A 23,647-nucleotide genomic window follows, 5' to 3' on the forward strand; every position below is an offset into this window, starting at 1 on the left:
AAATCCTCTCAATCGATATCTTCTGGCGCTTCAGTGGTAGCAACAACTGTGCCAGAGCTTAAGAGCAACGAGGTTATCATTCACTGTTTTATCAGACAGTGATTTTATCCACAAGTTCAATGCAACGCTGTGAATAAATTACGCACAAAATGTGACATAGAGATGAAATACCGGGAAGAGACAACGGGGTCTCTTTCCCTGCTACGGAACCCATTGCAGGGAAAGAGTATAACACGCTTTTATTATTCAGGCGTAAAGTGGCGTAAATGTTGTACCGTGGCAAGCCACGCTGCCACCCAGCCAATCATCGAGCATACCAGCAGCAATAGCAGGCATTCATCGAACGATAAACCATTGATATCAAACTTCGTTCCGAAAACCTGCGCCACTTCCGCAACCGCCGATGACAATCGCAGCACCAGAATTTCTGACAAAATTAATGACAACAATGCGCCAGAAAATCCCAGCAATGCGCCTCCGTATAGGAACGGGCGCAGGATGAAACCATCCGTCGCACCAATCAGTTTCTGCACGTTAATGGAGTCACGGCGAGCAAAGATACTCAGGCGCACACTGTTACCGATGACGAGGAACACTGCTGCCACCATCAACACGCCGATCATCGCGGAAACGCGCCCGACCAGCCCGGTTAACGCCGCCAGACGGGCAAACCAGCTGTCATCCATCCGCACTTCGTCAATGCCGTTGATCTGGGTGATACGATCACGCAGCGTATTCAGTGATTCCGTCCCCTGAAAATCGAGTTTCGGGATCACCACCGCCACTGCCGGAAGCGGGTTTTCTTCCAGCATATCCAGCGCACCACCAAAACCAGACCAGTTACGGAACTCGCCCAGTGCGTCTTCACGAGAAAGATAATTCACTTTCTCCACGCCTTGCTCGGCCTGCAACTGTGCCACCACGCCCGCAGCGGCGTCATCGTCCAGCGTTTTTTGCAGATAAACAGTGATTTGCGGTGACGGATAATATTGCGTCGCCGCCTGGTTAACGTTTTTGTACACCATATAACAGACGCTGGGCAGCGTCAGGGAGATGGCGATAACCATCACCGTTAAAAACGTGGCGAACGGTTTGCTTTTCAGATCCTGCAATGCGCCGTGGAAGGCATAGCGCACCTGTTCGTTGAAAACGTTGGTTTTGCGATTTACCGGTTTTGGCGAGGATTTCGCCCGTTTTGGCGCGTTACGACCGCCGTCGCCAGAGCCGCCGACCGATTTACGGAAGCGATCCAGACGCCCGCCAAACTGCCGAATATGATTGATTGCATCGCGCTTATTCATGGCCCACGCCTCCATGCAAGTGACCATCGCTCAGGGTGAGCATGCGATAGGAACGCCGCGAGATCAGGTTGATGTCGTGCGTTGCCATCAATACGGTTACCCCAACGCGGTTAAACTCTTCAAACAGACGTAAAATGCCTTCCGACAACGCGTCGTCCAGGTTACCGGTCGGTTCATCCGCCAGCAGTACCGCAGGCTTGTTCACCACCGCGCGGGCAATGCCAACACGTTGTTGTTCACCGCCGGAAAGCTGAATAGGAAAGTTCTTCGCTTTGTCCAGTAGCCCGACTTTATCCAGTGCCGCCGACACCCGGCGACGAATATCGTCACCGCTGGCACCGGCGATAATCAGCGGGATCGCCACATTATCGTAGACAGTACGGTCCATCAGTAGATGGTGATCCTGGAAAATCATGCCAATCTGGCGGCGCAGAAACGGAACTTCACGGTTTTTCAGACGCGTGATGTCATGGCCGCTAAACCAGATTTTCCCGGCGCTGGGCCGCTCAATCCCACAGATCAGCTTCAGGAGGGTACTTTTCCCTGCGCCGGAATGACCGGTCAGAAACGCCATCTCACCCGGCTGCATATGGAACGTAACGCCCTGCAGCGCCTGTCTCCCACCGAGATAAGCCTTGCTGACATGTTCAAAGCGAATCATTGTTAATCCTCTCGGGCAAAAAGTGCCTCTATAAAGTCGTCCGCCTTAAACGGACGCAAATCCTCAATACGTTCGCCGACACCAATGTAGCGGATAGGGATACCAAACTGGTCAGCCACCGAGAAAATTACCCCGCCTTTCGCCGTGCCGTCCAGTTTCGTTAGCGTGATGCCGGTTAAGCCAACGGCTTCGTGGAACAGTTTGGCCTGGCTTACCGCATTCTGCCCGGTGCTGGCATCAATAGTCAGCATAACTTCATGCGGAGCTTCAACGTCGAGTTTCTTCATCACGCGGACGATTTTCTTCAACTCTTCCATCAGGTGCGATTTGTTTTGCAGGCGTCCGGCGGTATCGGCAATCAGGACGTCGATGTTACGCGCTTTAGCGGCCTGAATGGCGTCGAAGATAACAGAAGCGGAATCCGCACCGGTATGCTGGGCAATCACCGGAATATTGTTGCGCTGACCCCAGACCTGAAGCTGTTCAACCGCTGCCGCACGGAAAGTATCGCCTGCCGCCAGCATCACCGATTTACCCTGCTGCTCAAACTGACGCGCCAGCTTACCAATCGTCGTGGTTTTACCCACACCGTTGACGCCCACCATCAGGATCACGAACGGCGTTTTACCTTCAACATTCAGCGGCTCATCGACTTTCGCCAGAATCTCGCCCATCTCTTCTTTCAGCAGGCCATAGAGCGCCTCGGCATCACGAAGCTGCTTGCGGGATGCGCCTTCCGTCAGATTGGTGATAATTTTACGTGTGGTTTCCACGCCCACATCGGCGATCAACAGCTGTTCTTCCAGCTCTTCAAACAGATCATCGTCGATTTTTTTACCGCGGAACAGGCTGATAAATCCGGAACCGAGATTTTCTTTGGTTTTTAACAGGCTGCGTTTCAGGCGCGCGAAGAAACCTTCTTTGGTCGGTTTTTCCTGCTCCTGAGCGATTTCTTCCACCGGCTGCTCTTCTTCTGCCGGAGAAACCACCATTACCGCCTCTTCTGCCGCTTCGGCAGCCAGCGCCTGTGCTTCCAGCTCTTCGTCGGTGATGTCTTCTTTAGCCGCTTCTTCTTCCGCCGCTTCGACAATCTCTAGGGTTTCCGCTTCAGCCTGCCACTCTTCTGGCGAAACCTCTTCGGCGTTGACGTCTTCCGGCAACGGCAGCTCTTCACGCTCGATAGCCACTGGCTCTGGCGTAACTTCAGGTTCAATGACTGACGCTGGCGTTTCTTCAACTATCGTTTCCGGCTCAGTAATAACTTCCGGTTCAGCAACAGCTTCAGGCTGCGCTTTTTCACTTTCAGCAACCTGTTCAGTAACTTCCACAACGTCGGCAGCAAAAGTTTCCGCCTCGGCTTCAGTATGCGCCTGCGGCTGCTCTTCAACGGTTTGTTCAGAAGCCTTCACAGGCTCTTGCGCCGGAACGATTTCTTCTACAACTGGTTGTTCATTCTGAACTTCTGTCTCTTTTTCCGGGGTCTGCTCTTTTTGACCAAAGCCCAGCCAGGAAAAAAAGCCACGTTTTTTTTCTTTCGCCATTTGCGACTACACTCCTCGCTGTTGCTTCATGGCACAGCGTTAACGCTATGTACATAGCAGCTAAAAAAATGATGAAATAGTCTATCACTTAACTTAATTCACATCACCGCCTGCAAGTATGTGTTATCTGGCGGATTGAGCAATTTATCATGAAAAAACCGAATCATTCCGGCAGCGGCCAAATCCGCATTATTGGCGGGCAGTGGCGAGGCCGTAAACTCCCGGTTCCTGATAGCCCAGGTCTGCGCCCCACCACCGACCGCGTACGCGAAACGTTGTTTAACTGGCTGGCTCCGGTCATTGTTGACGCCCAATGTCTGGATTGCTTCGCCGGAAGCGGCGCGCTGGGGCTGGAAGCGTTATCGCGCTACGCTGCGGGGGCCACGTTGATTGAGATGGATCGTGCGGTTTCTCAGCAGTTAATTAAGAATCTGGCGACACTAAAAGCAGGCAATGCACGCGTGGTGAACAGCAACGCGATGTCATTCCTGGCGCAAAAAGGCACACCGCATAATATCGTGTTTGTCGATCCACCGTTCCGCCGTGGATTGTTAGAAGAGACGATAAATTTACTGGAAGATAACGGCTGGCTGGCTGACGAAGCCCTGATTTATGTCGAAAGCGAAGTCGAAAACGGTCTGCCCACTGTTCCGGCGAACTGGTCATTACATCGGGAAAAAGTGGCGGGTCAGGTGGCTTATCGGCTGTATCAACGCGAAGCACAAGGAGAAAGTGATGTTGATTAATATTGGACGTTTGTTAATGCTCTGCGTTTGGGGATTTTTAATCCTCAACCTGGTGCATCCCTTCCCGCGTCCGCTGAATATTTTCGTTAACGTGGCGCTGATTTTTACCGTGCTGATGCATGGTATGCAGCTGGCGCTATTGAAATCCACTTTGCCGAAAGATGGCCCGCAGATGACCACCGCCGAAAAGGTGCGGATTTTCCTTTTCGGCGTGTTTGAACTGCTGGTCTGGCAGAAGAAATTTAAAGTTAAAAAATAACCTTATTGTTCGCCTATAAAGCTGACAAAGCGCGTTCCTTTATAGCTCAGCGTACCTTTATCGCCCACTGTCAGGGCGTGGTACTGCTGGGCGTCTAGGCGAAACGTCTGCTCCATTCCTCCGCTTTGCGGTTTGAAGCTTGCCTCATAGCGCATACTGGTGCCTGCCGGAGTTACTTCCTGCTGGCGCGAACGGCGATCGTTAATCGGTTTTTCCCGCTTGTTGCTCACCACCACCAGCTTTTGCTGGAGCGGTGCCATATCATTATCAGCTTTTTCCCGTCGTTGTTGCATAAAACGAAACGATGCGGCGACGATGATTAAGCCAATGATAACAATAAAGAAAAGAGGTGGTTTACTCATCTTTATCCCTCATCGGAAAATGCGGAAATAAGCATACCCTGCCAGTTATGGTGTTGTCATCCGTCCACCCTCGCCACTAAACTGGAAGCAAGACCGTAGGCATTCCGCTTACGAAAAAATAACGAATTCAAGGAACTAAGATGCTTTGGTCGTTTATCGCTGTCTGTCTTTCCGCATGGCTATCTGTGGATGCATCGTATCGTGGGCCAACCTGGCAACGCTGGGTGTTTAAACCGTTAACCCTTCTTCTCCTGCTGTTGCTGGCCTGGCAAGCGCCGATGTTCGACGCCATTAGCTATCTGGTGCTGGCGGGGCTGTGTGCCTCACTGCTGGGCGATGCGCTAACCCTGTTGCCACGTCAACGTCTGATGTACGCCATCGGCGCGTTTTTCCTCTCGCACCTGCTGTACACCATCTATTTCGCCAGTCAGATGACGCTCTCCTTCTTCTGGCCTCTGCCGTTGGTACTGTTGGTTCTGGGCGCGCTGTTACTGGCGATTATCTGGACGCGTCTGGAAGAGTATCGTTGGCCTATCTGCACGTTTATCGGCATGACGCTGGTGATGGTGTGGCTGGCAGGTGAACTGTGGTTCTTCCGTCCGACCGCTCCGGCACTCTCTGCGTTTGTCGGCGCTTCGTTGCTGTTTATCAGTAACTTTGTCTGGCTGGGTAGTCACTATCGCCGCCGCTTCCGTGCGGACAACGCGATTGCTGCGGCCTGCTACTTTGCTGGTCACTTCCTCATCGTCCGCTCGCTGTATCTCTGATAAAACTTGACTCTGGAGTCGACTCCAGAGTGTATCCTTCGGTTAATGAGAAAAAACTTAACCGGAGGATGCCATGTCGACTCCTGACAATCACGGCAAGAAAGCCCCTCAATTTGCTGCGTTCAAACCGCTAACTACGGTACAGAACACCAACGACTGTTGCTGCGATGGCGCATGTTCCAGCACGCCAACGCTCTCTGAAAGCGTCTCCGGCACCCGCTATAGCTGGAAAGTCAGCGGCATGGACTGCGCCGCCTGTGCGCGCAAAGTGGAAAATGCCGTGCGCCAGCTTGCAGGCGTGAATCAGGTGCAGGTGTTGTTCGCCACCGAAAAATTGGTAGTCGATGCCGACAATGACATCCGTGCCCAGGTTGAATCTGCGGTGCAAAAAGCGGGCTATTCCCTGCGCGATGAACAGACCACCGACGAACCACAAGCATCACGCCTGAAAGAGAATCTGCCGCTGATTACGCTAATCGTGATGATGGCAATCAGCTGGGGTCTGGAGCAGTTCAATCATCCGTTTGGTCAACTGGCGTTTATCGCGACCACGCTGGTTGGGCTGTACCCGATTGCTCGTCAGGCATTACGGCTGATCAAATCTGGCAGCTACTTCGCCATTGAAACCTTAATGAGCGTAGCCGCTATTGGTGCGCTGTTTATTGGCGCAACGGCTGAAGCTGCGATGGTGTTGCTGCTGTTTTTGATTGGTGAACGACTGGAAGGCTGGGCCGCCAGCCGCGCGCGTCAGGGCGTTAGCGCGTTAATGGCGCTGAAACCGGAAACCGCCACGCGTCTGCGTAACGGTGAGCGTGAAGAGGTGGCGATTAACAGCCTGCGCCCTGGCGATGTGATTGAAGTTGCGGCAGGTGGGCGTTTGCCTGCCGACGGTAAACTGCTCTCACCGTTTGCCAGTTTTGATGAAAGCGCCCTGACCGGAGAATCCATTCCGGTGGAGCGCGCAACGGGCGATAAAGTCCCTGCTGGTGCCACCAGCGTAGACCGTCTGGTAACGCTGGAAGTGCTGTCAGAACCGGGTGCCAGCGCCATTGACCGGATTCTGAAACTGATCGAAGAAGCCGAAGAGCGTCGCGCCCCCATTGAGCGGTTTATCGACCGTTTCAGCCGTATCTACACGCCAGCGATTATGGCCGTCGCTCTGCTGGTGACGCTGGTGCCGCCGCTGCTGTTTGCCGCCAGCTGGCAAGAGTGGATTTATAAAGGGCTGACGCTGCTGCTGATTGGTTGCCCGTGTGCGTTAGTTATCTCCACGCCCGCGGCGATTACCTCCGGGCTGGCGGCAGCAGCGCGTCGTGGGGCGTTGATTAAAGGCGGCGCGGCGCTGGAGCAGCTGGGTCGTGTTACCCAGGTGGCGTTTGATAAAACCGGTACGCTGACCGTCGGTAAACCGCGCGTTACCGCGATTCATCCGGCAACGGGTATTAGTGAATCTGAACTGCTGACACTGGCGGCGGCGGTCGAGCAAGGCGCGACGCATCCACTGGCACAAGCCATTGTGCGCGAAGCACAGGTTGCTGAACTCGCCATTCCCACCGCCCAATCACAGCGGGCGCTGGTCGGGTCTGGCATTGAAGCGCAGGTTAACGGTGAGCGCGTGTTGATATGCGCTGCCGGAAAACATCCTGCTGATGCATTTGCTGGTTTGATTAATGAACTGGAAAGCGCCGGGCAAACGGTAGTGCTGGTAGTACGTAATGATGACGTGCTGGGTGTCATTGCGTTGCAGGATACCCTGCGCGCCGATGCTGCAACTGCTATCAGTGAACTGAACGCGCTGGGGGTTAAAGGAGTGATCCTCACCGGCGATAATCCACGCGCCGCGGCGGCAATTGCCGGGGAGTTGGGGCTGGAATTTAAAGCGGGCCTGTTGCCGGAAGATAAAGTCAAAGCGGTGACCGAGCTGAATCAACATGCGCCGCTGGCGATGGTCGGTGATGGTATTAACGACGCGCCAGCGATGAAAGCTGCCGCCATCGGGATTGCAATGGGCAGTGGCACAGACGTGGCGCTGGAAACCGCCGATGCAGCATTAACCCATAACCACCTGCGCGGTCTGGTGCAAATGATTGAACTGGCACGCGCCACTCACGCCAATATCCGCCAGAACATCACCATTGCGCTGGGGCTGAAAGGCGTTTTCCTCGTCACCACACTGTTAGGAATGACCGGGCTATGGCTGGCGGTGCTGGCAGATACGGGTGCGACGGTGCTGGTGACGGCGAATGCGTTAAGATTGTTGCGCAGGAAGTAAAAGTGTTGCCTGATAGCCTCTGGCTATCAGGCTTAGTGCTGAGGCGGGAACGGCGGCATAGTCAGGAAAGCATAATAAAGCGCTAACATCAGAATGACGGAGATAACACAGCATGCAGCAACCAGGCGGGATGCTATGGATGGCCTTTTGAACATCAACCACAGGGCATAAGCAAGCCCGACACCGTTAAGTAAAGGTAAAAAAATCATTAGCCAGAGCCAACCCCAGGCAAGTACCCCCAGCCATCCCCCCACGACGATAAAAACAGGGATCAGCCAATTGGGGGTGAAGATCGCGAGCAATCCCAGCAATGCCAGACAAACTGGAATTAAATAATCCATTTGTGCATTCCATTACGTTTGCGTGCCGGATGCGGCGTAAACGCCTTATCTGGCCTACACAGGGCATCGAACTCGTAGGCATGATAAGACGCGACAGCGTCGCATCAGGCATTGCGCACCGTATCGCCAGATGCAGCTTGAACTTTTTATCCGTCCTACAAACCGGTTGCAAGCCGCAAAATTGAGCGCGATCGGTCCGCTAGCCTGATCCACCTTACCCCGATTTGCGAATCAAATAACGATAAGGCAGTCCATCCGTCTCTTTCGCAACCAGTTCGTGTTCCATAAAGGTACAAAACCCAGGAATATCGCGTGTCGTCGCCGGATCGTCAGCAATAATCAGCAACGTTTCACCTGGCTGCATATTGCGCACTGTTTTGCGCACCATCATTACTGGTTCCGGGCAGCGCAGGCCAAGTGCGTCGAGTGTGTGGTCAGGGCTGGAAAAGAGATCGGTCATTTTCTTCTCATCACATAAAAAAACGGCGCTAGTTTACGCCCTGTGAGTCCGTAAGCAAACCAGGTTAACGATTGCGTGAAAATTAACCATTGCATTGTTAACGTAAAGCAGTATCATGCGGCGGCTCGAAAAAAGGGTCAGCACGTTATTATGTTAAGGTAACAGACGTGTCGTACGTATTGGGTTCCCTCACCCCAATGGTTAATCAAAAAGGTACAATATGAACGTTTTCTCGCAAACTCAACGCTATAAGGCGTTGTTCTGGTTATCGTTATTTCATCTTCTGGTGATCACCTCCAGTAACTATCTGGTTCAGCTTCCCGTATCCATTTTTGGTTTCCATACCACCTGGGGCGCGTTTAGCTTTCCGTTTATTTTCCTTGCTACCGACCTGACTGTGCGTATTTTTGGCGCACCGCTGGCCCGTCGTATCATCTTTGCGGTGATGATCCCGGCGTTACTGATCTCCTACGTCATCTCGTCGCTGTTCTATATGGGTTCCTGGCAGGGATTCGGCGCGCTCGCCCACTTCAACCTGTTTGTCGCCCGTATCGCCACCGCCAGTTTCATGGCCTACGCGCTGGGGCAAATCCTCGACGTGCACGTTTTTAACCGCCTGCGTCAGAGTCGTCGCTGGTGGCTGGCACCGACGGCTTCCACCCTGTTTGGTAACGTCAGCGACACGCTGGCCTTCTTCTTCATTGCCTTCTGGCGCAGCCCAGATGCCTTTATGGCTGAACACTGGATGGAAATCGCGCTGGTCGATTACTGTTTCAAAGTGTTAATCAGTATCGTTTTCTTCCTGCCAATGTATGGCGTATTACTCAATATGCTGTTGAAAAGACTGGCAGATAAATCCGAAATCAACGCTTTGCAGGCGAGTTAAAGGTTCGTTATCAGAGTTGTGATAAGATGGATGAATGAGCCGTTATGGCCGTTTATCGAAAGGAAGAAGTCAATGCGCAATCTGGTTAAATATGTCGGAATTGGCCTGCTGGTTATGGGGCTTGCGGCCTGTGATGATAAAGACACTAACGCTACGGCGCAGGGTTCGGTCGCGGAAAGTAACGCTACCGGGAATCCCGTCAACCTGCTTGATGGCAAGTTAAGTTTCTCGCTGCCAGCGGATATGACCGACCAGAGCGGTAAGCTGGGAACGCAGGCTAATAACATGCATGTCTGGTCCGACGCCACCGGGCAAAAAGCAGTCATCGTCATCATGGGCGATGATCCGAAAGAAGATCTGGCGGTGCTGGCGAAGCGCCTGGAAGATCAGCAACGTAGCCGCGATCCGCAGCTGCAAGTGGTAACCAATAAAGCCATTGAGCTGAAAGGTCACAAAATGCAGCAGTTAGACAGCATTATCTCCGCGAAAGGCCAGACGGCGTACTCTTCCGTTATTCTGGGTAACGTGGGTAATCAACTACTGACCATGCAAATTACACTGCCCGCTGACGATCAGCAAAAAGCACAGACCACCGCAGAAAACATCATTAATACGCTGGTTATTCAGTAAGTTTTAAGATGATGAGATGGCCTCAGGTACTTCCACCGGAGGCCGTTTTTTTAATCGCCACGTCAGTAATAACGCGATTGCGACCAGTCCCGCCGCCGCCAGATAAATCACCGGGACGCCCGCCCAACTCATCACCAGCCCAGCCAGTGGTCCGGTCACGCCAAGCGATAAATCCATAAATACGGTGTAAGTTGCCAGCGCCGCCCCCTGATTTTGCTGCGGAACCGCTTTTACCGCCACTACGCCCAATGCCGGGAACACCAGCGAAAACCCCGCCCCCGCGAGTAAGACGCCGATTTTCGCCATCCACGGCATAGTCGCCACGCCAACCAGTAGCAGGCCGATTATCTCAACGCTAAAGCAAATCATCGCCACGTTTAAGCCGCCGATACGGTTAATGCCGTTAGGGAATAACAAACGCGTACCGACAAACGCACAGCTAAACAGCGTCAGCGCGAAAGCCGCACCGTCCCAACCTTTAGCGTCATAAAACAGCGTGATAAAGGTGGCGATAACGCCAAATCCGGCGGAAGCCAGTGCCAGCGCCATACCGTACAGCCAGACGCGCCCAAGCACCGCACGAAACGGCAGCGGTTTGCCTTTACTGGCTTTTACCATCGGACGCGGGATCGCCAACAAAATGGCCACCAGCGCCACGCCCATAATGATTAACGCTAACGCCTGCAATCCGCCCCAGTGATAAAACACGACACCTAACGGCGCACCCATCGCCATCGCCCCGTAAGTGACAATACCGTTCCACGAAATCACCCGCCCGATATGTAGCGAACCAACCACGCCAACACCCCACAGGGTCGATCCCGTTCCGGCAAAACTTTGCCCAATCCCAAGGATTACGCGCCCCAGGCACAGTAATAACAGGCTGATGACGGGCAGACTGGCGGTTAATCCCGCCGTCAGATATCCCAGACCGCTCAAAAAGCAGCCGCATAAACCGAAGACGACAATCTTTTTGGGTCCCAGCAAATCGGCGTAACGTCCGGCATGAGGACGGCTCAGCAAGGTGGCGAAATATTGCAGGCTGATAACCAACCCTGCCCAGAAGGCACTAAATCCCATCACATCATGGACATAGCCCGGTAATACAGCGAGCGGCAACCCGATGGTGAGGTAGCTGGCGAAGTTAAACATGACAATGGAGACAATGCGCAAATTCAGGCGCAATCCGTTTAGCGCGGGTTCGGCTACGGGTTCGGGCATGAGGATCACCACATTTTTACAACAGTGTTTCATTTTTACCACGTGCTGACGTGAAAATCAGCAGTAAGAATCAGAATATTGCTGGCGTGACTCCCGCTACACTTAATACAAAAAGTCACAAGGAAGCCCCAATGGAAACCCCTCAACCCGATAAAACGGGCATGCACATTCTGCTCAAGCTGGCCTCGCTGGTGGTGATCCTCGCGGGAATTCACGCAGCGGCAGATATCATTGTGCAGCTGTTACTGGCGCTGTTTTTTGCCATCGTCCTCAACCCGCTCGTCACCTGGTTTATTCGTCGGGGAGTACAACGCCCCGTTGCCATTACGATTGTGGTGGTGGTGATGCTGATCGCACTAACCGCGCTGGTCGGCGTACTGGCGGCATCGTTTAACGAATTTATCTCTATGCTGCCGAAGTTTAATAAGGAGCTGACGCGCAAACTTTTTAAATTGCAGGAGATGTTGCCTTTTCTTAATTTGCATATGTCGCCGGAGCGAATGCTGCAGCGGATGGACTCGGAAAAAATGGTTACCTTCACCACGGCGCTAATGACCGGGCTTTCCGGGGCAATGGCGAGCGTGCTTTTGCTGGTGATGACCGTAGTTTTCATGCTGTTTGAAGTGCGCCACGTCCCTTACAAAATGCGTTTTGCGTTGAATAATCCACAGATTCACATCGCCGGACTACACCGCGCCTTAAAAGGTGTTTCGCACTATCTTGCATTGAAGACACTGCTAAGTTTATGGACAGGCGTAATCGTCTGGCTGGGGCTGGCGCTAATGGGCGTACAGTTTGCGCTGATGTGGGCAGTACTGGCGTTTTTGCTCAACTACGTGCCCAATATCGGCGCGGTAATTTCCGCCGTACCGCCAATGATTCAGGTGCTGCTGTTTAATGGCGTTTACGAATGTATTCTGGTCGGCGCATTGTTTTTAGTGGTCCATATGGTCATCGGCAATATTTTAGAACCACGGATGATGGGCCATCGCCTGGGGATGTCCACCATGGTGGTATTTCTTTCATTGTTAATTTGGGGATGGCTGCTCGGCCCGGTAGGGATGCTACTTTCGGTACCATTAACCAGCGTGTGTAAAATCTGGATGGAAACCACCAAAGGCGGTAGCAAACTGGCGATTTTACTGGGACCGGGCAGACCGAAAAGTCGATTACCGGGATGAGGCGACAAGTGTTACGATACGCACTTTCATTTTCCATTAAACGTTGGCCCTGATATGTATCGGATAGTTCTGGGGAAAGTTTCGACCTTAAGCGCAGCTCCTCTGCCACCGGGTTTACGCGAGCAAGCACCGCAAGGTCCACGACGCGAACGCTGGCTGGCGGGGCGTGCATTGCTTTCGCACACGCTTTCCCCGCTACCGGAGATCATCTATGGCGAACAAGGCAAACCTGCATTCGCGCCGGAAACGCCGCTATGGTTCAACTTAAGCCATAGCGGTGACGATATCGCCCTGCTGTTGAGCGATGAAGGCGAAGTCGGCTGCGATATCGAAGTGATTCGCCCGCGCGCCAACTGGCGCTGGCTGGCGAACGCCGTATTCAGCCTTGGGGAACATGCCGAGATGGACGCCGTGCATCCTGATCAGCAACTGGAAATGTTCTGGCGCATCTGGACGCGCAAAGAAGCCATCGTTAAACAGCGTGGCGGCAGCGCCTGGCAAATCGTCAGCGTAGACAGCACCTATAACTCCTCGCTGTCAGTCAGCCATTGTCAGCTAGAAAATTTAAGCCTGGCGATCTGCACCCCTACCCCCTTTACGCTCACCGCCGACAGTGTGCAATGGATCGATTCAGTTAACTGATCCGCCCACCCGACTGCCCATCTATTGATCCAGAACAGGTAATCAGTATGACGAATACTTAAAATCGTCATACTTATTTCCGCCATCTATTTTAATCCATTGGGGTTACCATGTTCTCTACACTCCGCCGCACTCTATTTGCGCTGCTGGCTTGTGCGTCTTTTATCGTCCATGCCGCTGCACCAGATGAAATCACCACCGCCTGGCCGGTGAATGTCGGGCCACTAAACCCGCACCTTTACACGCCTAACCAAATGTTCGCCCAGAGCATGGTTTATGAACCACTGGTGAAATATCAGGCAGACGGTTCGGTGATCCCGTGGCTGGCAAAAAGCTGGACCCATTCAGAAGATGGCAAAACCTGGACCTTCACCCTGCGTGATGATGTGAAATTCTCTAACGGTGAACCGTTTGATGCAGAGGCCGCGGCAGAAAACTTCCGCGCTGTGCTCGACAACCGTCAACGTCACGCCTGGCTGGAGCTGGCAAACCAGATTGTTGATGTCAAAGCACTCAGCAAAAACGAGCTGCAAATCACCCTGAAAAGCGCCTACTATCCTTTCCTGCAAGAACTGGCCCTGCCGCGCCCTTTCCGCTTTATCGCCCCCTCGCAGTTTAAAAACCATGAAACCATGAATGGGATTAAAGCGCCGATTGGCACCGGGCCGTGGGTTTTGCAGGAATCGAAACTGAATCAGTACGATGTCTTCGTCCGTAACGAAAACTACTGGGGCGAAAAGCCGGCGATTAAGAAGATCACTTTTAACGTCATCCCAGACCCGACTACCCGCGCAGTAGCGTTTGAAACCGGCGATATCGATCTACTATACGGTAATGAAGGGCTATTACCGCTCGATACCTTCGCCCGCTTTAGCCAGAACTCGGCTTACCACACCCAACTGTCACAGCCGATCGAAACCGTGATGCTGGCGCTCAATACTGCCAAAGCCCCCACCAACGAGCTGGCCGTACGTGAAGCTCTCAATTACGCGGTAAACAAAAAATCGCTGATCGATAACGCGTTGTATGGCACCCAGCAGGTCGCCGACACCCTGTTTGCCCCTTCCGTGCCCTATGCCAATCTCGGCCTGAAACCGCGCCAGTACGATCCGCAGAAAGCGAAAGCGTTGCTGGAACAAGCAGGCTGGACGCTGCCCGCAGGCAAAGACATCCGCGAGAAAAATGGTCAGCCGCTGCGCATTGAACTGTCGTTCATCGGCACCGATGCGTTAAGCAAATCAATGGCCGAAATCATTCAGGCTGATATGCGCCAGATTGGCGCGGATGTCACGCTGATCGGCGAAGAAGAGAGCAGTATCTATGCTCGTCAGCGCGACGGTCGTTTTGGCATGATTTTCCACCGTACCTGGGGCGCGCCATACGATCCACACGCCTTCCTGAGTTCAATGCGCGTACCGTCGCACGCTGACTTCCAGGCACAGCAAGGTTTAGCCGACAAGCCACTGATTGATAAAGAGATTGGCGAAGTGCTGGCGACACACGACGAAACACAACGTCAGGCACTGTATCGCGACATTCTGACCCGTCTGCATAACGAGGCGGTTTATCTGCCCATCAGCTATATCTCAATGATGGTGGTTTCAAAACCGGAACTGGGTAACATCCCCTACGCGCCGATCGCCACCGAAATCCCGTTCGAACAGATTAAACCGGTGAAACCTTAATGTTGCGTTATGTATTACGCCGCTTTCTGCTGCTGATCCCGATGGTGCTCGCCGCCTCGGTGATCATTTTTCTGATGCTGCGCCTCGGCACCGGCGACCCGGCGCTCGATTATCTGCGTCTGTCTAACCTGCCGCCGACGCCGGAAATGCTGGCTTCTACCCGCACCATGCTGGGGCTGGATCAGCCGTTGTACGTGCAGTACGGAACCTGGTTGTGGAAAGCGCTGCATCTTGACTTTGGTATCTCATTCGCCAGCCAACGCCCGGTGCTGGACGATATGCTGACCTTCCTGCCCGCCACGCTGGAGCTGGCGGGTGCGGCGCTGGTATTAATTCTGCTCACTTCCGTGCCGCTCGGCATCTGGGCGGCGCGCCATCGCGACCGCCTGCCGGATTTCGCCGTGCGTTTTATCGCGTTTCTTGGCGTGTCGATGCCTAACTTCTGGTTGGCGTTTTTACTGGTGATGGCATTTTCAGTGTATCTGCAATGGCTGCCCGCGATGGGTTACGGCGGCTGGCAGCACATCATTTTGCCTGCGGTTTCCATCGCTTTTATGTCGCTGGCGATTAACGCGCGTCTGCTGCGCGCCAGTATGCTGGACGTCGCCGGTCAGCGTCATGTGACCTGGGCGCGACTGCGCGGCCTGAACGACAAACAGACCGAACGCCGCCACATCCTGCGCAATGCCTCGCTGCCGATGATCACCGCCGTGGGGATGCACATTGGCGAACTGATTGGCGGGACGATGATTATCGAAAACATCTTTGCCTGGCCGGGCGTCGGGCGCTATGCGGTGTCGGCGATTTTCAACCGTGACTATCCGGTGATCCAGTGCTTTACGCTGATGATGGTGGTGGTTTTTGTGGTCTGTAATTTGATTGTCGATTTGCTCAACGCCGCGCTGGACCCACGTATTCGTCGTCATGAAGGAGCCCACGCGTGAACTTTTTCCTCTCCTCCCGCTGGTCGGTTCGCCTGGCGCTGATCATTATCGCCCTGCTGGCACTGATTGCGCTCACCAGCCAGTGGTGGCTGCCGTATGACCCACAGGCGATTGATCTGCCGTCGCGCCTGCTTTCACCGGATGCGCAGCACTGGCTGGGTACCGATCATTTAGGGCGCGATATTTTCTCGCGGCTGATGGCGGCGACCCGCGTGTCGCTCGGCTCGGTAATGGCCTGCCTGCTGCTGGTGCTGACATTAGGGCTGGTTATTGGCGGCAGCGCCGGACTGATTGGCGGGCGCGTTGATCAGGCCACCATGCGCGTCGCGGATATGTTTATGACCTTCCCGACCTCGATTCTGTCGTTCTTTATGGTTGGCGTGCTCGGCACCGGGCTGACCAACGTAATTATCGCCATCGCCCTGTCGCACTGGGCGTGGTATGCACGCATGGTGCGCAGCCTGGTGATTTCGCTACGCCAGCGCGAGTTTGTACTGGCATCACGGCTTTCTGGCGCGGGCCATGTGCGAGTGTTTGTAGATCATCTGGCAGGTGCGGTGATCCCTTCGCTGCTGGTGCTGGCAACGCTGGATATCGGCCATATGATGCTACACGTCGCGGGGATGTCCTTCCTCGGCCTCGGCGTGACCGCGCCTACCGCCGAATGGGGCGTGATGATTAACGACGCGCGCCAGTATATCTGGACCCAGCCGCTGCAAATGTTCTGGCCGGGGCTGGCGCTGTTTATCAGCGTGATGGCCTTTAACCTGGTGGGTGACGCACTGCGCGATCATCTGGACCCTCATCTGGTGACGGAGCACGCACACTAATGCCGCAACAGATTGAACTACGTAATATCGCGCTACAGGCCGCGCAGCCGCTGGTGCACGGCGTATCGTTAACCCTTAAACGCGGGCGTGTGCTGGCGTTAGTCGGCGGTAGCGGCAGCGGGAAATCACTGACCTGCGCCGCGACGCTGGGCATTCTGCCCGCAGGCGTTCGCCAGACGGCGGGGGAAATTTTAGCCGATGGCAAACCGGTTTCTCCCTGTGCCCTGCGCGGCATCAAAATTGCCACCATCATGCAGAACCCGCGCAGTGCCTTTAATCCGCTTCACACCATGCACACCCACGCGCGGGAAACCTGCCTGGCGCTGGGGAAACCCGCCGATGACGCTACGCTTACCGCTGCCATAGAAGCGGTGGGGCTGGAAAACGCCGCACGCGTGCTGAAGCTGTACCCGTTTGAGATGAGCGGCGGCATGTTGCAGCGCATGATGATTGCGATGGCGGTGTTGTGTGAATCGCCGTTTATCATCGCCGATGAACCGACCACCGATCTCGACGTGGTAGCACAGGCGCGCATTCTCGATCTGCTGGAAAGCATTATGCAAAAACAAGCACCGGGAATGCTGCTGGTGACCCATGATATGGGCGTTGTGGCGCGTCTGGCGGATGACGTGGCGGTGATGTCACACGGTAAAATTGTCGAACAGGGCGATGTAGAAACGCTGTTTAATGCCCCCAAACATGCGGTAACGCGCAGCCTGGTTTCCGCTCATCTCGCCCTCTACGGTATGGAGCTGGCATCATGACTTTACTTAACGTCTCCGACCTTTCCCATCACTATGCGCACGGTGGATTTAGCGGAAAACATCAACACCAGGCGGTGCTGAATAACGTTTCCCTGACCCTGAAAAGCGGCGAAACCGTCGCTCTGCTGGGGCGCAGCGGCTGCGGAAAAAGCACTCTCGCGCGGCTGCTGGTAGGCTTAGAGTCTCCCTCACAAGGGAATATTAGCTGGCGCGGCGAACCGTTGGCAAAGCTCAATCGCGCCCAGCGTAAAGCGTTCCGCCGCGATATTCAGATGGTATTTCAGGACTCCATCAGCGCCGTGAATCCGCGCAAAACCGTGCGCGAGATCCTGCGAGAACCGATGCGCCACCTGCTATCGCTGAAAAAAGCCGAACAACTGGCGCGCGCCAGCGAAATGCTGAAGGCGGTCGATCTCGATGACAGCGTTCTAGACAAACGCCCACCGCAGTTAAGCGGCGGTCAGCTCCAGCGCGTCTGCCTGGCTCGCGCGCTGGCGGTCGAACCGAAACTACTGATTCTGGATGAAGCCGTTTCTAACCTTGATCTCGTGTTACAGGCGGGCGTCATTCGCCTGCTGAAAAAGCTACAACAACAGTTTGGCACTGCCTGCCTGTTCATCACTCATGACTTACGCCTGGTGGAACGCTTTTGCCAGCGAGTGATGGTGATGGACAACGGACAAATCGTCGAAACCCAGGCGGTGGGAGATAAATTAACCTTTTCCTCTGACGCCGGACGTGTGCTACAAAACGCGGTATTACCCGCATTCCCCGTGCGCCGTCGCACCACAGAAAAGGTTTAACGCAAATGCAACGAATCACCATCACGCTTGATGACGATTTACTGGAGACGCTGGACAGCCTGAGCCAGCGTCGTGGCTATAACAACCGTTCCGAAGCTATCCGCGATATTCTGCGTAGCGCCCTGGCGCAAGAGGCCACCCAGCAGCACGGCACACAAGGTTTCGCAGTGCTCTCCTATGTGTATGAACACGAAAAACGCGACTTAGCCAGCCGTATTGTCTCCACCCAGCACCATCACCACGATCTCTCGGTCGCCACGCTGCATGTGCACATTAATCACGACGACTGTCTGGAAATCGCCGTGCTGAAAGGTGACATGGGCGACGTGCAGCATTTTGCCGATGACGTTATCGCCCAGCGCGGCGTGCGGCACGGGCATTTGCAGTGCTTGCCGAAGGAAGATTAACACCTACCCACGCGCCGTTATTTCCTGACGGCGCAGTAAATTCCTGCCAAATATCGACTCACGTCACATTTTTTTGATCACGATTTGGTCCCTCAAAATGTGAGACGCTTCGATCCTCTTTTTCTCCCGTTCACCTACTATACGCTTGAAGTTGTCCATGATTGTCCATAGACAACTGTAAATGTTCAGGTGCGCGCCATGAAATCATTAAGTAAGTCGTCACAAATACCGCTCTATCAACAAGTGGTGGAGTGGATAAGAGAAAGTATTTATACCGGGGATCTGGTGGAAGACGATCGCATTCCTTCGGAATACCAGATTATGGATATGCTGGAAGTGAGTCGGGGAACCGTTAAAAAAGCGGTCGCCCAACTGGTAAAAGAAGGCGTGTTGATTCAGGTCCAGGGGAAGGGAACTTTTGTCAAAAAAGAGAACGTGGCATATCCGTTAGGTGAAGGATTATTGTCATTCGCGGAATCGCTGGAAAGCCAGAAAATACATTTTACCACTGAAGTTATTACGTCACGGATTGAACCGGCTAATCGTTATGTGGCAGAGAAATTAAGAATAACGCCCGGTCAGGATATTCTTTACCTTGAGCGTTTACGTTCAATTGGTGATGAAAAAGCGATGCTGATAGAGAACCGTATCAATATTGAGCTATGCCCCGGCATCGTGGAAATCGATTTTAATCAACACAATTTATTTCCAACAATAGAAAGTTTGTCGCAAAGAAAAATTCGTTACTCGGAAAGTCGCTATGCCGCGCGATTAATTGGTAATGAACGCGGTCATTTTTTAGATATCAGTGAAGATGCACCCGTTTTGCATCTGGAGCAGTTAGTCTTTTTCTCCCGAGAGTTACCCGTTGAGTTTGGCAACGTCTGGTTAAAAGGAAATAAATATTATCTGGGCACCGTGCTGCAACGGCGGGAAGTGAGTTAAATACACTTTTTTATGAGGAATAAAATGCAAGGCATACAGTTTCAGGAAAATTATATTCAACGACTTCCGGCAGGGTTAAGCGTTGAACAGATCATCCGTCAGTTAGCGCAACCGTTGGTTGCTGCTGAGCTGGTGGTCCCTGATTTTGCCAATCACGTACTGAAACGTGAGGCGACGTATCCAACGGGGCTGCCTACCGAACCACCGTGCGTCGCCATTCCGCACACGGACCATAAACATGTCCGGCACAATGCAATTGCCGTCGGTATTTTGCCAGAGCCGGTAGAGTTTGCCGATATGGGCGGCGACCCTGATCCCGTGCCTGTCAGGGTGATTTTTTTGCTCGCCTTAAGCGAAAGTAACAAACAATTAAATGCCCTGGGCTGGATTATGGAGATGATTCAGGATACGCCCTTTATGCAAGCCTTGCTTACGATGGAAACAACAGAAATACACACAGTAATCTTAAACAAAATGAATGAACGAGGTGAAATATGAGTCAAACCATTTTATTTGTCTGCGCCACAGGTATTGCCACATCCACGGCGGTAACAGAAAAAGTCATGGAGTATTGCAAAGAGCACGGCCTTAACGTCAATTATTCCCAAACCAACGTTGCCTCTTTACCCGGTAATACCGACGGCGTAGCGCTGGTTGTTTCAACGACTAAAGTGCCTTATGAACTCGACGTGCCGGTGGTTAACGGCTTACCCATTATTACCGGTATTGGCGAAGAGAAAGTGCTGGCGCAAATTGTTTCGATTCTTAAAAAGTAATTAATAATTAATTCCAACCCACTCCATCAGGCGCTAACGCGAGGTGCGCTCTCGCCTGAAAAAGAGGTTTATTATGAACGATATCGCGCATACCCTCTATAATATTGTGCAATATATATTGGGATTTGGCCCCACGGTAATGTTGCCGTTGGTGTTATTTATTCTTGCTCTCTGTTTTAAAGTAAAACCCGCTAAAGCCTTACGCTCGTCATTAACGGTCGGCATTGGTTTTGTCGGTATTTATGCCATTTTCGATATTCTTACCAGCAATGTCGGGCCAGCGGCCCAGGCGATGGTTGAACGCACCGGAATTAATTTACCGGTGGTGGATTTAGGCTGGCCGCCGCTTTCTGCCATTACCTGGGGGTCGCCAATTGCCCCGTTTGTTATTCCCCTGACCATTCTGATTAATGTCGCAATGCTGGCGTTGAATAAAACCCGCACCGTTGATGTAGATATGTGGAACTACTGGCATTTTGCCCTTGCCGGTACGCTGGTTTATTACAGCACCGGCAGCCTGTTCTTTGGTTTGCTGGCGGCCGCGATTGCCGCAGTGGTGGTGCTAAAACTCGCCGACTGGTCTGCGCCACTGGTACAAAAATACTTTGGCCTGGAAGGGATCTCATTGCCGACGCTCTCTTCGGTGGTGTTCTTCCCGGTCGGTCTGCTGGTCGACAAAATCATCGACCATATCCCTGGCCTCAATCGTATTCATATCGACCCGGAAACCGTACAGAAAAAGTTTGGCATCTTCGGCGAACCGATGATGGTTGGCACTATTCTGGGCATTCTGCTCGGCGTAATTGCCGGATACGATTTCAAAAAAGTCTTGCTGCTTGGCATCAGCATTGGCGGTGTGATGTTCATCCTGCCACGCATGGTACGCATCCTGATGGAAGGTTTATTACCGCTGTCTGAAGCCATTAAAAAGTATCTCAATGCCAAATACCCTGACCGTGACGATCTCTATATCGGCCTGGATATCGCCGTTGCCGTAGGTAACCCGGCGATTATCTCCACCGCCCTGCTGCTGACGCCAATCTCGGTCTTTATCGCGTTTGTCCTCCCAGGTAATGAAGTCCTGCCGCTTGGTGACCTTGCCAACCTGGCGGTAATGGCGTCGATGATTGCTTTAGCCAGCCGTGGCAATATTTTCCGCACCGTTCTGGCGGCGATCCCGGTGATTATTGCCGACCTGTGGATTGCCACTAAAATCGCGCCGTTTATTACCGGAATGGCGAAAGACGTTAACTTCAAATTTGCCGAAGGCTCCAGCGGCCAGGTTTCCAGTTTCCTTGATGGCGGTAACCCGTTCCGCTTCTGGCTGCTGGAAATCTTCAACGGCAATCTCATCGCCATTGGTCTGGTGCCGGTTATCGCCCTGGTACTGTATGGCATTTTCCGAATGACGCGGAGCACGGTTTATGCCTGATAACAGCGCAGCTATCGTTATCGATATTGGCACCACCAATTGCAAAGTCACCTGCTTTTCCTGCCTGGATGCAACGACGTTGGGCGCGCATAAATTCGTGACGGCAAAACAGATCTCCCCACAGGGCGATGTCGATTTCGATATCGACGCCCTCTGGCAGGAGGTCCGCCAGGCAATAGCGCAACTGAGCGCCGCTTCGCCGCTGCCGGTCAGGCGGATAAGCATTGCCAGTTTTGGCGAGTCAGGGGTGTTTCTTGACGAGCATGGCGAGATCCTGACGCCAATGCTGGCATGGTATGACCGCCGCGGTGAAGAGTACCTGGCAACGCTTAGTGAGGCAGACAGTGCGGCGCTTTATGACATCTGCGGGCTACCGCTGCACAGCAATTACTCTGCCTTCAAAATGCGTTGGTTGCTGGAGCATTATCCACTGCGTAATCGCCGCGGCCTGCGTTGGCTACATGCGCCGGAAGTACTGCTCTGGCGGCTGACTGGCGAACAGCGTACGGATATCACCTTAGCCAGCCGTACGCTGTGTCTGGACGTGCGTAAAGGCGAATGGTCAGCGAAAGCGGCGGCGTTGTTACACGTTCCCTGTTCAGCATTTGCGCCATTGGTGCAGCCAGGCGAGCACGCCGGATGGGTCAGCGAGTCGCTCTGCAAAACGCTTGGGTTCTTGCAACCGGTCAGCGTGACGCTGGCCGGGCATGACCATATGGTGGGTGCGCGGGCGTTGCAGATGACGCCGGGCGATATCCTTAACTCGACGGGCACCACAGAAGGCATTCTGCAACTGGATACACAACCGACGCTGGATGAACATGCCAAACGTGACAAGCTGGCAAACGGCTGTTATTCGCTTGCAAACCAGTTCACCCTGTTTGCGTCGCTGCCGGTGGGCGGTTTCGCTCTGGAGTGGCTGCGCAACACGTTCCGGCTAACCGATGAGGAGATCGCCGCATCACTTACTCGCGGACATGCGGATTACCTGGCGGGGAACTGGTCGCTCGATGACATTCCCGTTTTTATTCCGCATCTTCGCGGTTCGGGTTCGCCCTATAAAAATCGCCATACCCGAGGATTATTTTATGGGCTTGGCGATACGTTAAATATCGATATGTTAATTGCCAGCGTCTCACTGGGATTAACCATGGAATTTGCCAACTGCTTCGCCTGTTTTAATGTGCCCGGCACCAGCGCGTTAAAAGTGATAGGTCCGGCAACCCGTAATCCCCTTTGGCTGCAATTAAAGGCGGATATTTTACAGCGTCCGGTTGAAGCAATTGCATTTAACGAGGCGGTTTCTGTCGGAGCATTATTAACCGCCGCACCGGATATTCCACCGCCGCAAGTCACCATAGCCCAACGTTTGTTACCGAATCGGGCGAGATACCATCAATTACAGCGTTATCAGCACAAATGGAAAAGCTGGTATCAGTTGAAATTACAGCAAGAAGGCGTGATGCCATTACATCATCGGGAGGAGCACTATGTTGAGTAAAACCGTGGAGGTCAGAAACAGTACTGGCCTGCATGCACGTCCGGCGGCCTGTCTGGCGAAAGCCGCCAAAAAATATAGCTGTAAAGTGACGCTGCATTATGAAGGTAATGATATTAATGCCACCAGCATGATGAATATTATGCGCGCCGGAATAAAAGGCGGAAAAACGGTGGAAATACGCTGCGAAGGTGATGATGAAAACGAGGCAATACAAACTCTCACTACCTTATTTCGCGACCGCTTCGGTGAAGCTGAATAATTAACTGATATTAAAAGATGAGGTTTTCAAT

27 protein-coding genes are annotated in these 23,647 nt (G+C 53.3%); 20 read left to right on the top strand and 7 right to left on the bottom strand.

Annotation, left to right across the window (positions count from 1 at the left end; all coding sequences use genetic code 11):
* Positions 1–242: 242 nt before the first annotated feature.
* From ftsX to ftsY, 3 genes are read right to left on the bottom strand one after another with little or no spacing between them, the layout of a single operon-like run.
* On the bottom strand, positions 243–1,301 hold the full coding sequence (gene ftsX, locus ACJHWR_RS09035) for a permease-like cell division protein FtsX (RefSeq protein ID WP_001042003.1): 1,059 nt from the start codon (positions 1,299–1,301) through the stop codon (positions 243–245).
* Positions 1,294–1,962, bottom strand: a complete 669-nt coding sequence (ftsE, locus tag ACJHWR_RS09040; protein WP_000617723.1) for a cell division ATP-binding protein FtsE — start codon at positions 1,960–1,962, stop codon at positions 1,294–1,296. The genes ftsX and ftsE overlap by 8 nt, the downstream gene beginning before the upstream one ends.
* Positions 1,963–1,964: 2 nt before the next feature.
* Positions 1,965–3,503, bottom strand: coding sequence for a signal recognition particle-docking protein FtsY (ftsY, locus tag ACJHWR_RS09045; RefSeq protein ID WP_001040624.1), 1,539 nt, complete (start codon positions 3,501–3,503; stop codon positions 1,965–1,967).
* Between the two features lie 149 nt (positions 3,504–3,652).
* Here ftsY and rsmD point away from each other — a divergent pair, with 149 nt between their 5' ends.
* Together rsmD and ACJHWR_RS09055 are read left to right on the top strand one after the other, a co-directional pair.
* Positions 3,653–4,249 (top strand): 16S rRNA (guanine(966)-N(2))-methyltransferase, encoded by a 597-nt coding sequence (gene rsmD / locus ACJHWR_RS09050; RefSeq protein ID WP_000743195.1) that lies wholly within the window; start codon positions 3,653–3,655, stop codon positions 4,247–4,249.
* Positions 4,239–4,508 carry a DUF1145 family protein gene (locus ACJHWR_RS09055; RefSeq protein WP_001295207.1) on the top strand — a complete coding sequence of 90 codons (270 nt, stop codon included), beginning with the start codon at positions 4,239–4,241 and terminating at the stop codon, positions 4,506–4,508. Before rsmD ends, ACJHWR_RS09055 begins: the two co-directional genes overlap by 11 nt.
* Positions 4,509–4,510: 2 nt before the next feature.
* Here the strand turns inward: ACJHWR_RS09055 and ACJHWR_RS09060 are convergent, their stop codons facing one another.
* Positions 4,511–4,870 carry a DUF2500 domain-containing protein gene (locus ACJHWR_RS09060; RefSeq protein ID WP_000042885.1) on the bottom strand — a complete coding sequence of 120 codons (360 nt, stop codon included), beginning with the start codon at positions 4,868–4,870 and terminating at the stop codon, positions 4,511–4,513.
* Between the two features lie 140 nt (positions 4,871–5,010).
* Here ACJHWR_RS09060 and ACJHWR_RS09065 point away from each other — a divergent pair, with 140 nt between their 5' ends.
* Both ACJHWR_RS09065 and zntA read left to right on the top strand, forming a co-directional pair.
* Positions 5,011–5,637 carry a lysoplasmalogenase gene (locus ACJHWR_RS09065; protein ID WP_000964718.1) on the top strand — a complete coding sequence of 209 codons (627 nt, stop codon included), beginning with the start codon at positions 5,011–5,013 and terminating at the stop codon, positions 5,635–5,637.
* A gap of 73 nt (positions 5,638–5,710) precedes the next feature.
* The gene (gene zntA, locus ACJHWR_RS09070; RefSeq protein ID WP_000106602.1) at positions 5,711–7,909 is read left to right on the top strand and encodes a Zn(II)/Cd(II)/Pb(II) translocating P-type ATPase ZntA; all 2,199 of its coding nucleotides are present in this window, start codon (positions 5,711–5,713) and stop codon (positions 7,907–7,909) included.
* A 32-nt stretch (positions 7,910–7,941) separates the two neighbouring features.
* Here zntA and ACJHWR_RS09075 read toward each other — a convergent pair whose 3' ends face one another.
* Positions 7,942–8,250 carry a hypothetical protein gene (locus tag ACJHWR_RS09075; protein WP_000385055.1) on the bottom strand — a complete coding sequence of 103 codons (309 nt, stop codon included), beginning with the start codon at positions 8,248–8,250 and terminating at the stop codon, positions 7,942–7,944.
* Between the two features lie 214 nt (positions 8,251–8,464).
* Positions 8,465–8,710, bottom strand: coding sequence for a sulfurtransferase TusA (gene tusA / locus ACJHWR_RS09080; protein WP_000130623.1), 246 nt, complete (start codon positions 8,708–8,710; stop codon positions 8,465–8,467).
* Positions 8,711–8,930: 220 nt separating this feature from the next.
* Between tusA and ACJHWR_RS09085 the strand changes: the two genes are divergently transcribed.
* Positions 8,931–9,596: a 7-cyano-7-deazaguanine/7-aminomethyl-7-deazaguanine transporter gene (locus ACJHWR_RS09085; protein ID WP_001100467.1), complete on the top strand. Its 666-nt coding sequence runs from the start codon at positions 8,931–8,933 to the stop codon at positions 9,594–9,596.
* 72 nt (positions 9,597–9,668) lie between these two features.
* On the top strand, positions 9,669–10,226 hold the full coding sequence (dcrB, locus tag ACJHWR_RS09090; RefSeq protein WP_001245295.1) for a phage sensitivity protein DcrB: 558 nt from the start codon (positions 9,669–9,671) through the stop codon (positions 10,224–10,226).
* 3 nt (positions 10,227–10,229) lie between these two features.
* On the opposite strand, the gene ACJHWR_RS09095 is transcribed toward dcrB, so the two are convergent.
* Complete coding sequence (locus ACJHWR_RS09095; protein ID WP_012311745.1) at positions 10,230–11,480, bottom strand: MFS transporter; 1,251 nt, start codon at positions 11,478–11,480, stop codon at positions 10,230–10,232.
* A gap of 98 nt (positions 11,481–11,578) precedes the next feature.
* Here ACJHWR_RS09095 and ACJHWR_RS09100 point away from each other — a divergent pair, with 98 nt between their 5' ends.
* The 14 genes from ACJHWR_RS09100 to ACJHWR_RS09165 all read left to right on the top strand — a co-directional run bounded on the left by ACJHWR_RS09100 (position 11,579) and on the right by ACJHWR_RS09165 (position 23,616).
* Positions 11,579–12,628, top strand: a complete 1,050-nt coding sequence (locus ACJHWR_RS09100) for an AI-2E family transporter (protein ID WP_001361522.1) — start codon at positions 11,579–11,581, stop codon at positions 12,626–12,628.
* Between the two features lie 54 nt (positions 12,629–12,682).
* Entirely contained in the window at positions 12,683–13,270 is a 588-nt protein-coding gene (acpT, locus tag ACJHWR_RS09105; RefSeq protein ID WP_000285789.1) for a 4'-phosphopantetheinyl transferase AcpT, read from the top strand.
* 110 nt (positions 13,271–13,380) lie between these two features.
* A complete protein-coding gene (nikA, locus tag ACJHWR_RS09110; RefSeq protein ID WP_000493128.1) occupies positions 13,381–14,955 on the top strand; it encodes a nickel ABC transporter substrate-binding protein in 1,575 nt (524 codons plus the stop codon).
* Entirely contained in the window at positions 14,955–15,899 is a 945-nt protein-coding gene (gene nikB / locus ACJHWR_RS09115) for a nickel ABC transporter permease subunit NikB (protein WP_000947080.1), read from the top strand. Before nikA ends, nikB begins: the two co-directional genes overlap by 1 nt.
* Positions 15,896–16,729, top strand: coding sequence for a nickel ABC transporter permease subunit NikC (gene nikC, locus ACJHWR_RS09120; protein ID WP_001008963.1), 834 nt, complete (start codon positions 15,896–15,898; stop codon positions 16,727–16,729). Before nikB ends, nikC begins: the two co-directional genes overlap by 4 nt.
* Complete coding sequence (gene nikD, locus ACJHWR_RS09125) at positions 16,729–17,493, top strand: nickel import ATP-binding protein NikD (RefSeq protein ID WP_001136211.1); 765 nt, start codon at positions 16,729–16,731, stop codon at positions 17,491–17,493. Before nikC ends, nikD begins: the two co-directional genes overlap by 1 nt.
* Positions 17,490–18,296 (top strand): nickel import ATP-binding protein NikE, encoded by an 807-nt coding sequence (nikE, locus tag ACJHWR_RS09130; RefSeq protein ID WP_000173687.1) that lies wholly within the window; start codon positions 17,490–17,492, stop codon positions 18,294–18,296. The genes nikD and nikE overlap by 4 nt, the downstream gene beginning before the upstream one ends.
* A gap of 5 nt (positions 18,297–18,301) precedes the next feature.
* Entirely contained in the window at positions 18,302–18,703 is a 402-nt protein-coding gene (nikR, locus tag ACJHWR_RS09135) for a nickel-responsive transcriptional regulator NikR (RefSeq protein ID WP_001189000.1), read from the top strand.
* A gap of 198 nt (positions 18,704–18,901) precedes the next feature.
* Positions 18,902–19,648 carry a GntR family transcriptional regulator gene (locus tag ACJHWR_RS09140; RefSeq protein WP_001329803.1) on the top strand — a complete coding sequence of 249 codons (747 nt, stop codon included), beginning with the start codon at positions 18,902–18,904 and terminating at the stop codon, positions 19,646–19,648.
* A gap of 24 nt (positions 19,649–19,672) precedes the next feature.
* Positions 19,673–20,146, top strand: a complete 474-nt coding sequence (locus ACJHWR_RS09145) for a PTS sugar transporter subunit IIA (RefSeq protein ID WP_012311717.1) — start codon at positions 19,673–19,675, stop codon at positions 20,144–20,146.
* Positions 20,143–20,424 carry a PTS sugar transporter subunit IIB gene (locus tag ACJHWR_RS09150; protein WP_000084021.1) on the top strand — a complete coding sequence of 94 codons (282 nt, stop codon included), beginning with the start codon at positions 20,143–20,145 and terminating at the stop codon, positions 20,422–20,424. The genes ACJHWR_RS09145 and ACJHWR_RS09150 overlap by 4 nt, the downstream gene beginning before the upstream one ends.
* A 73-nt stretch (positions 20,425–20,497) precedes the next feature.
* Positions 20,498–21,856, top strand: coding sequence for a PTS galactitol transporter subunit IIC (locus ACJHWR_RS09155; protein WP_001302220.1), 1,359 nt, complete (start codon positions 20,498–20,500; stop codon positions 21,854–21,856).
* The gene (locus ACJHWR_RS09160) at positions 21,849–23,357 is read left to right on the top strand and encodes an FGGY-family carbohydrate kinase (RefSeq protein ID WP_012311797.1); all 1,509 of its coding nucleotides are present in this window, start codon (positions 21,849–21,851) and stop codon (positions 23,355–23,357) included. Before ACJHWR_RS09155 ends, ACJHWR_RS09160 begins: the two co-directional genes overlap by 8 nt.
* Positions 23,347–23,616 (top strand): HPr family phosphocarrier protein, encoded by a 270-nt coding sequence (locus ACJHWR_RS09165; protein ID WP_000949581.1) that lies wholly within the window; start codon positions 23,347–23,349, stop codon positions 23,614–23,616. Before ACJHWR_RS09160 ends, ACJHWR_RS09165 begins: the two co-directional genes overlap by 11 nt.
* The last annotated feature ends 31 nt before the right edge of the window (positions 23,617–23,647 follow it).

This window comes from Escherichia sp. WS568 (assembly GCF_046486085.1).
GTDB lineage: Bacteria > Pseudomonadota > Gammaproteobacteria > Enterobacterales > Enterobacteriaceae > Escherichia > Escherichia coli.

Excerpts from the sequence above, each read along its gene's own strand:
- acpT (WP_000285789.1), top strand. The coding sequence starts at position 12,683 with ATGTATCGGATAGTTCTGGGGAAAGTTTCGACCTTAAGCGCAGCTCCT.
- ACJHWR_RS09160 (WP_012311797.1), top strand. The coding sequence starts at position 21,849 with ATGCCTGATAACAGCGCAGCTATCGTTATCGATATTGGCACCACCAAT.
- ACJHWR_RS09155 (WP_001302220.1), top strand. The coding sequence starts at position 20,498 with ATGAACGATATCGCGCATACCCTCTATAATATTGTGCAATATATATTG.
- dcrB (WP_001245295.1), top strand. The coding sequence starts at position 9,669 with ATGCGCAATCTGGTTAAATATGTCGGAATTGGCCTGCTGGTTATGGGG.
- ACJHWR_RS09085 (WP_001100467.1), top strand. The coding sequence starts at position 8,931 with ATGAACGTTTTCTCGCAAACTCAACGCTATAAGGCGTTGTTCTGGTTA.
- nikE (WP_000173687.1), top strand. The coding sequence starts at position 17,490 with ATGACTTTACTTAACGTCTCCGACCTTTCCCATCACTATGCGCACGGT.
- nikD (WP_001136211.1), top strand. The coding sequence starts at position 16,729 with ATGCCGCAACAGATTGAACTACGTAATATCGCGCTACAGGCCGCGCAG.
- ACJHWR_RS09055 (WP_001295207.1), top strand. The coding sequence starts at position 4,239 with ATGTTGATTAATATTGGACGTTTGTTAATGCTCTGCGTTTGGGGATTT.
- tusA (WP_000130623.1), bottom strand. The coding sequence starts at position 8,710 with ATGACCGATCTCTTTTCCAGCCCTGACCACACACTCGACGCACTTGGC.
- ACJHWR_RS09095 (WP_012311745.1), bottom strand. The coding sequence starts at position 11,480 with ATGAAACACTGTTGTAAAAATGTGGTGATCCTCATGCCCGAACCCGTA.
- ACJHWR_RS09065 (WP_000964718.1), top strand. The coding sequence starts at position 5,011 with ATGCTTTGGTCGTTTATCGCTGTCTGTCTTTCCGCATGGCTATCTGTG.
- ftsY (WP_001040624.1), bottom strand. The coding sequence starts at position 3,503 with ATGGCGAAAGAAAAAAAACGTGGCTTTTTTTCCTGGCTGGGCTTTGGT.
- nikB (WP_000947080.1), top strand. The coding sequence starts at position 14,955 with ATGTTGCGTTATGTATTACGCCGCTTTCTGCTGCTGATCCCGATGGTG.
- ACJHWR_RS09075 (WP_000385055.1), bottom strand. The coding sequence starts at position 8,250 with ATGGATTATTTAATTCCAGTTTGTCTGGCATTGCTGGGATTGCTCGCG.
- zntA (WP_000106602.1), top strand. The coding sequence starts at position 5,711 with ATGTCGACTCCTGACAATCACGGCAAGAAAGCCCCTCAATTTGCTGCG.
- ftsE (WP_000617723.1), bottom strand. The coding sequence starts at position 1,962 with ATGATTCGCTTTGAACATGTCAGCAAGGCTTATCTCGGTGGGAGACAG.
- ACJHWR_RS09060 (WP_000042885.1), bottom strand. The coding sequence starts at position 4,870 with ATGAGTAAACCACCTCTTTTCTTTATTGTTATCATTGGCTTAATCATC.
- ACJHWR_RS09140 (WP_001329803.1), top strand. The coding sequence starts at position 18,902 with ATGAAATCATTAAGTAAGTCGTCACAAATACCGCTCTATCAACAAGTG.
- ACJHWR_RS09150 (WP_000084021.1), top strand. The coding sequence starts at position 20,143 with ATGAGTCAAACCATTTTATTTGTCTGCGCCACAGGTATTGCCACATCC.
- ACJHWR_RS09165 (WP_000949581.1), top strand. The coding sequence starts at position 23,347 with ATGTTGAGTAAAACCGTGGAGGTCAGAAACAGTACTGGCCTGCATGCA.
- ACJHWR_RS09100 (WP_001361522.1), top strand. The coding sequence starts at position 11,579 with ATGGAAACCCCTCAACCCGATAAAACGGGCATGCACATTCTGCTCAAG.
- rsmD (WP_000743195.1), top strand. The coding sequence starts at position 3,653 with ATGAAAAAACCGAATCATTCCGGCAGCGGCCAAATCCGCATTATTGGC.
- nikA (WP_000493128.1), top strand. The coding sequence starts at position 13,381 with ATGTTCTCTACACTCCGCCGCACTCTATTTGCGCTGCTGGCTTGTGCG.
- ACJHWR_RS09145 (WP_012311717.1), top strand. The coding sequence starts at position 19,673 with ATGCAAGGCATACAGTTTCAGGAAAATTATATTCAACGACTTCCGGCA.
- ftsX (WP_001042003.1), bottom strand. The coding sequence starts at position 1,301 with ATGAATAAGCGCGATGCAATCAATCATATTCGGCAGTTTGGCGGGCGT.
- nikR (WP_001189000.1), top strand. The coding sequence starts at position 18,302 with ATGCAACGAATCACCATCACGCTTGATGACGATTTACTGGAGACGCTG.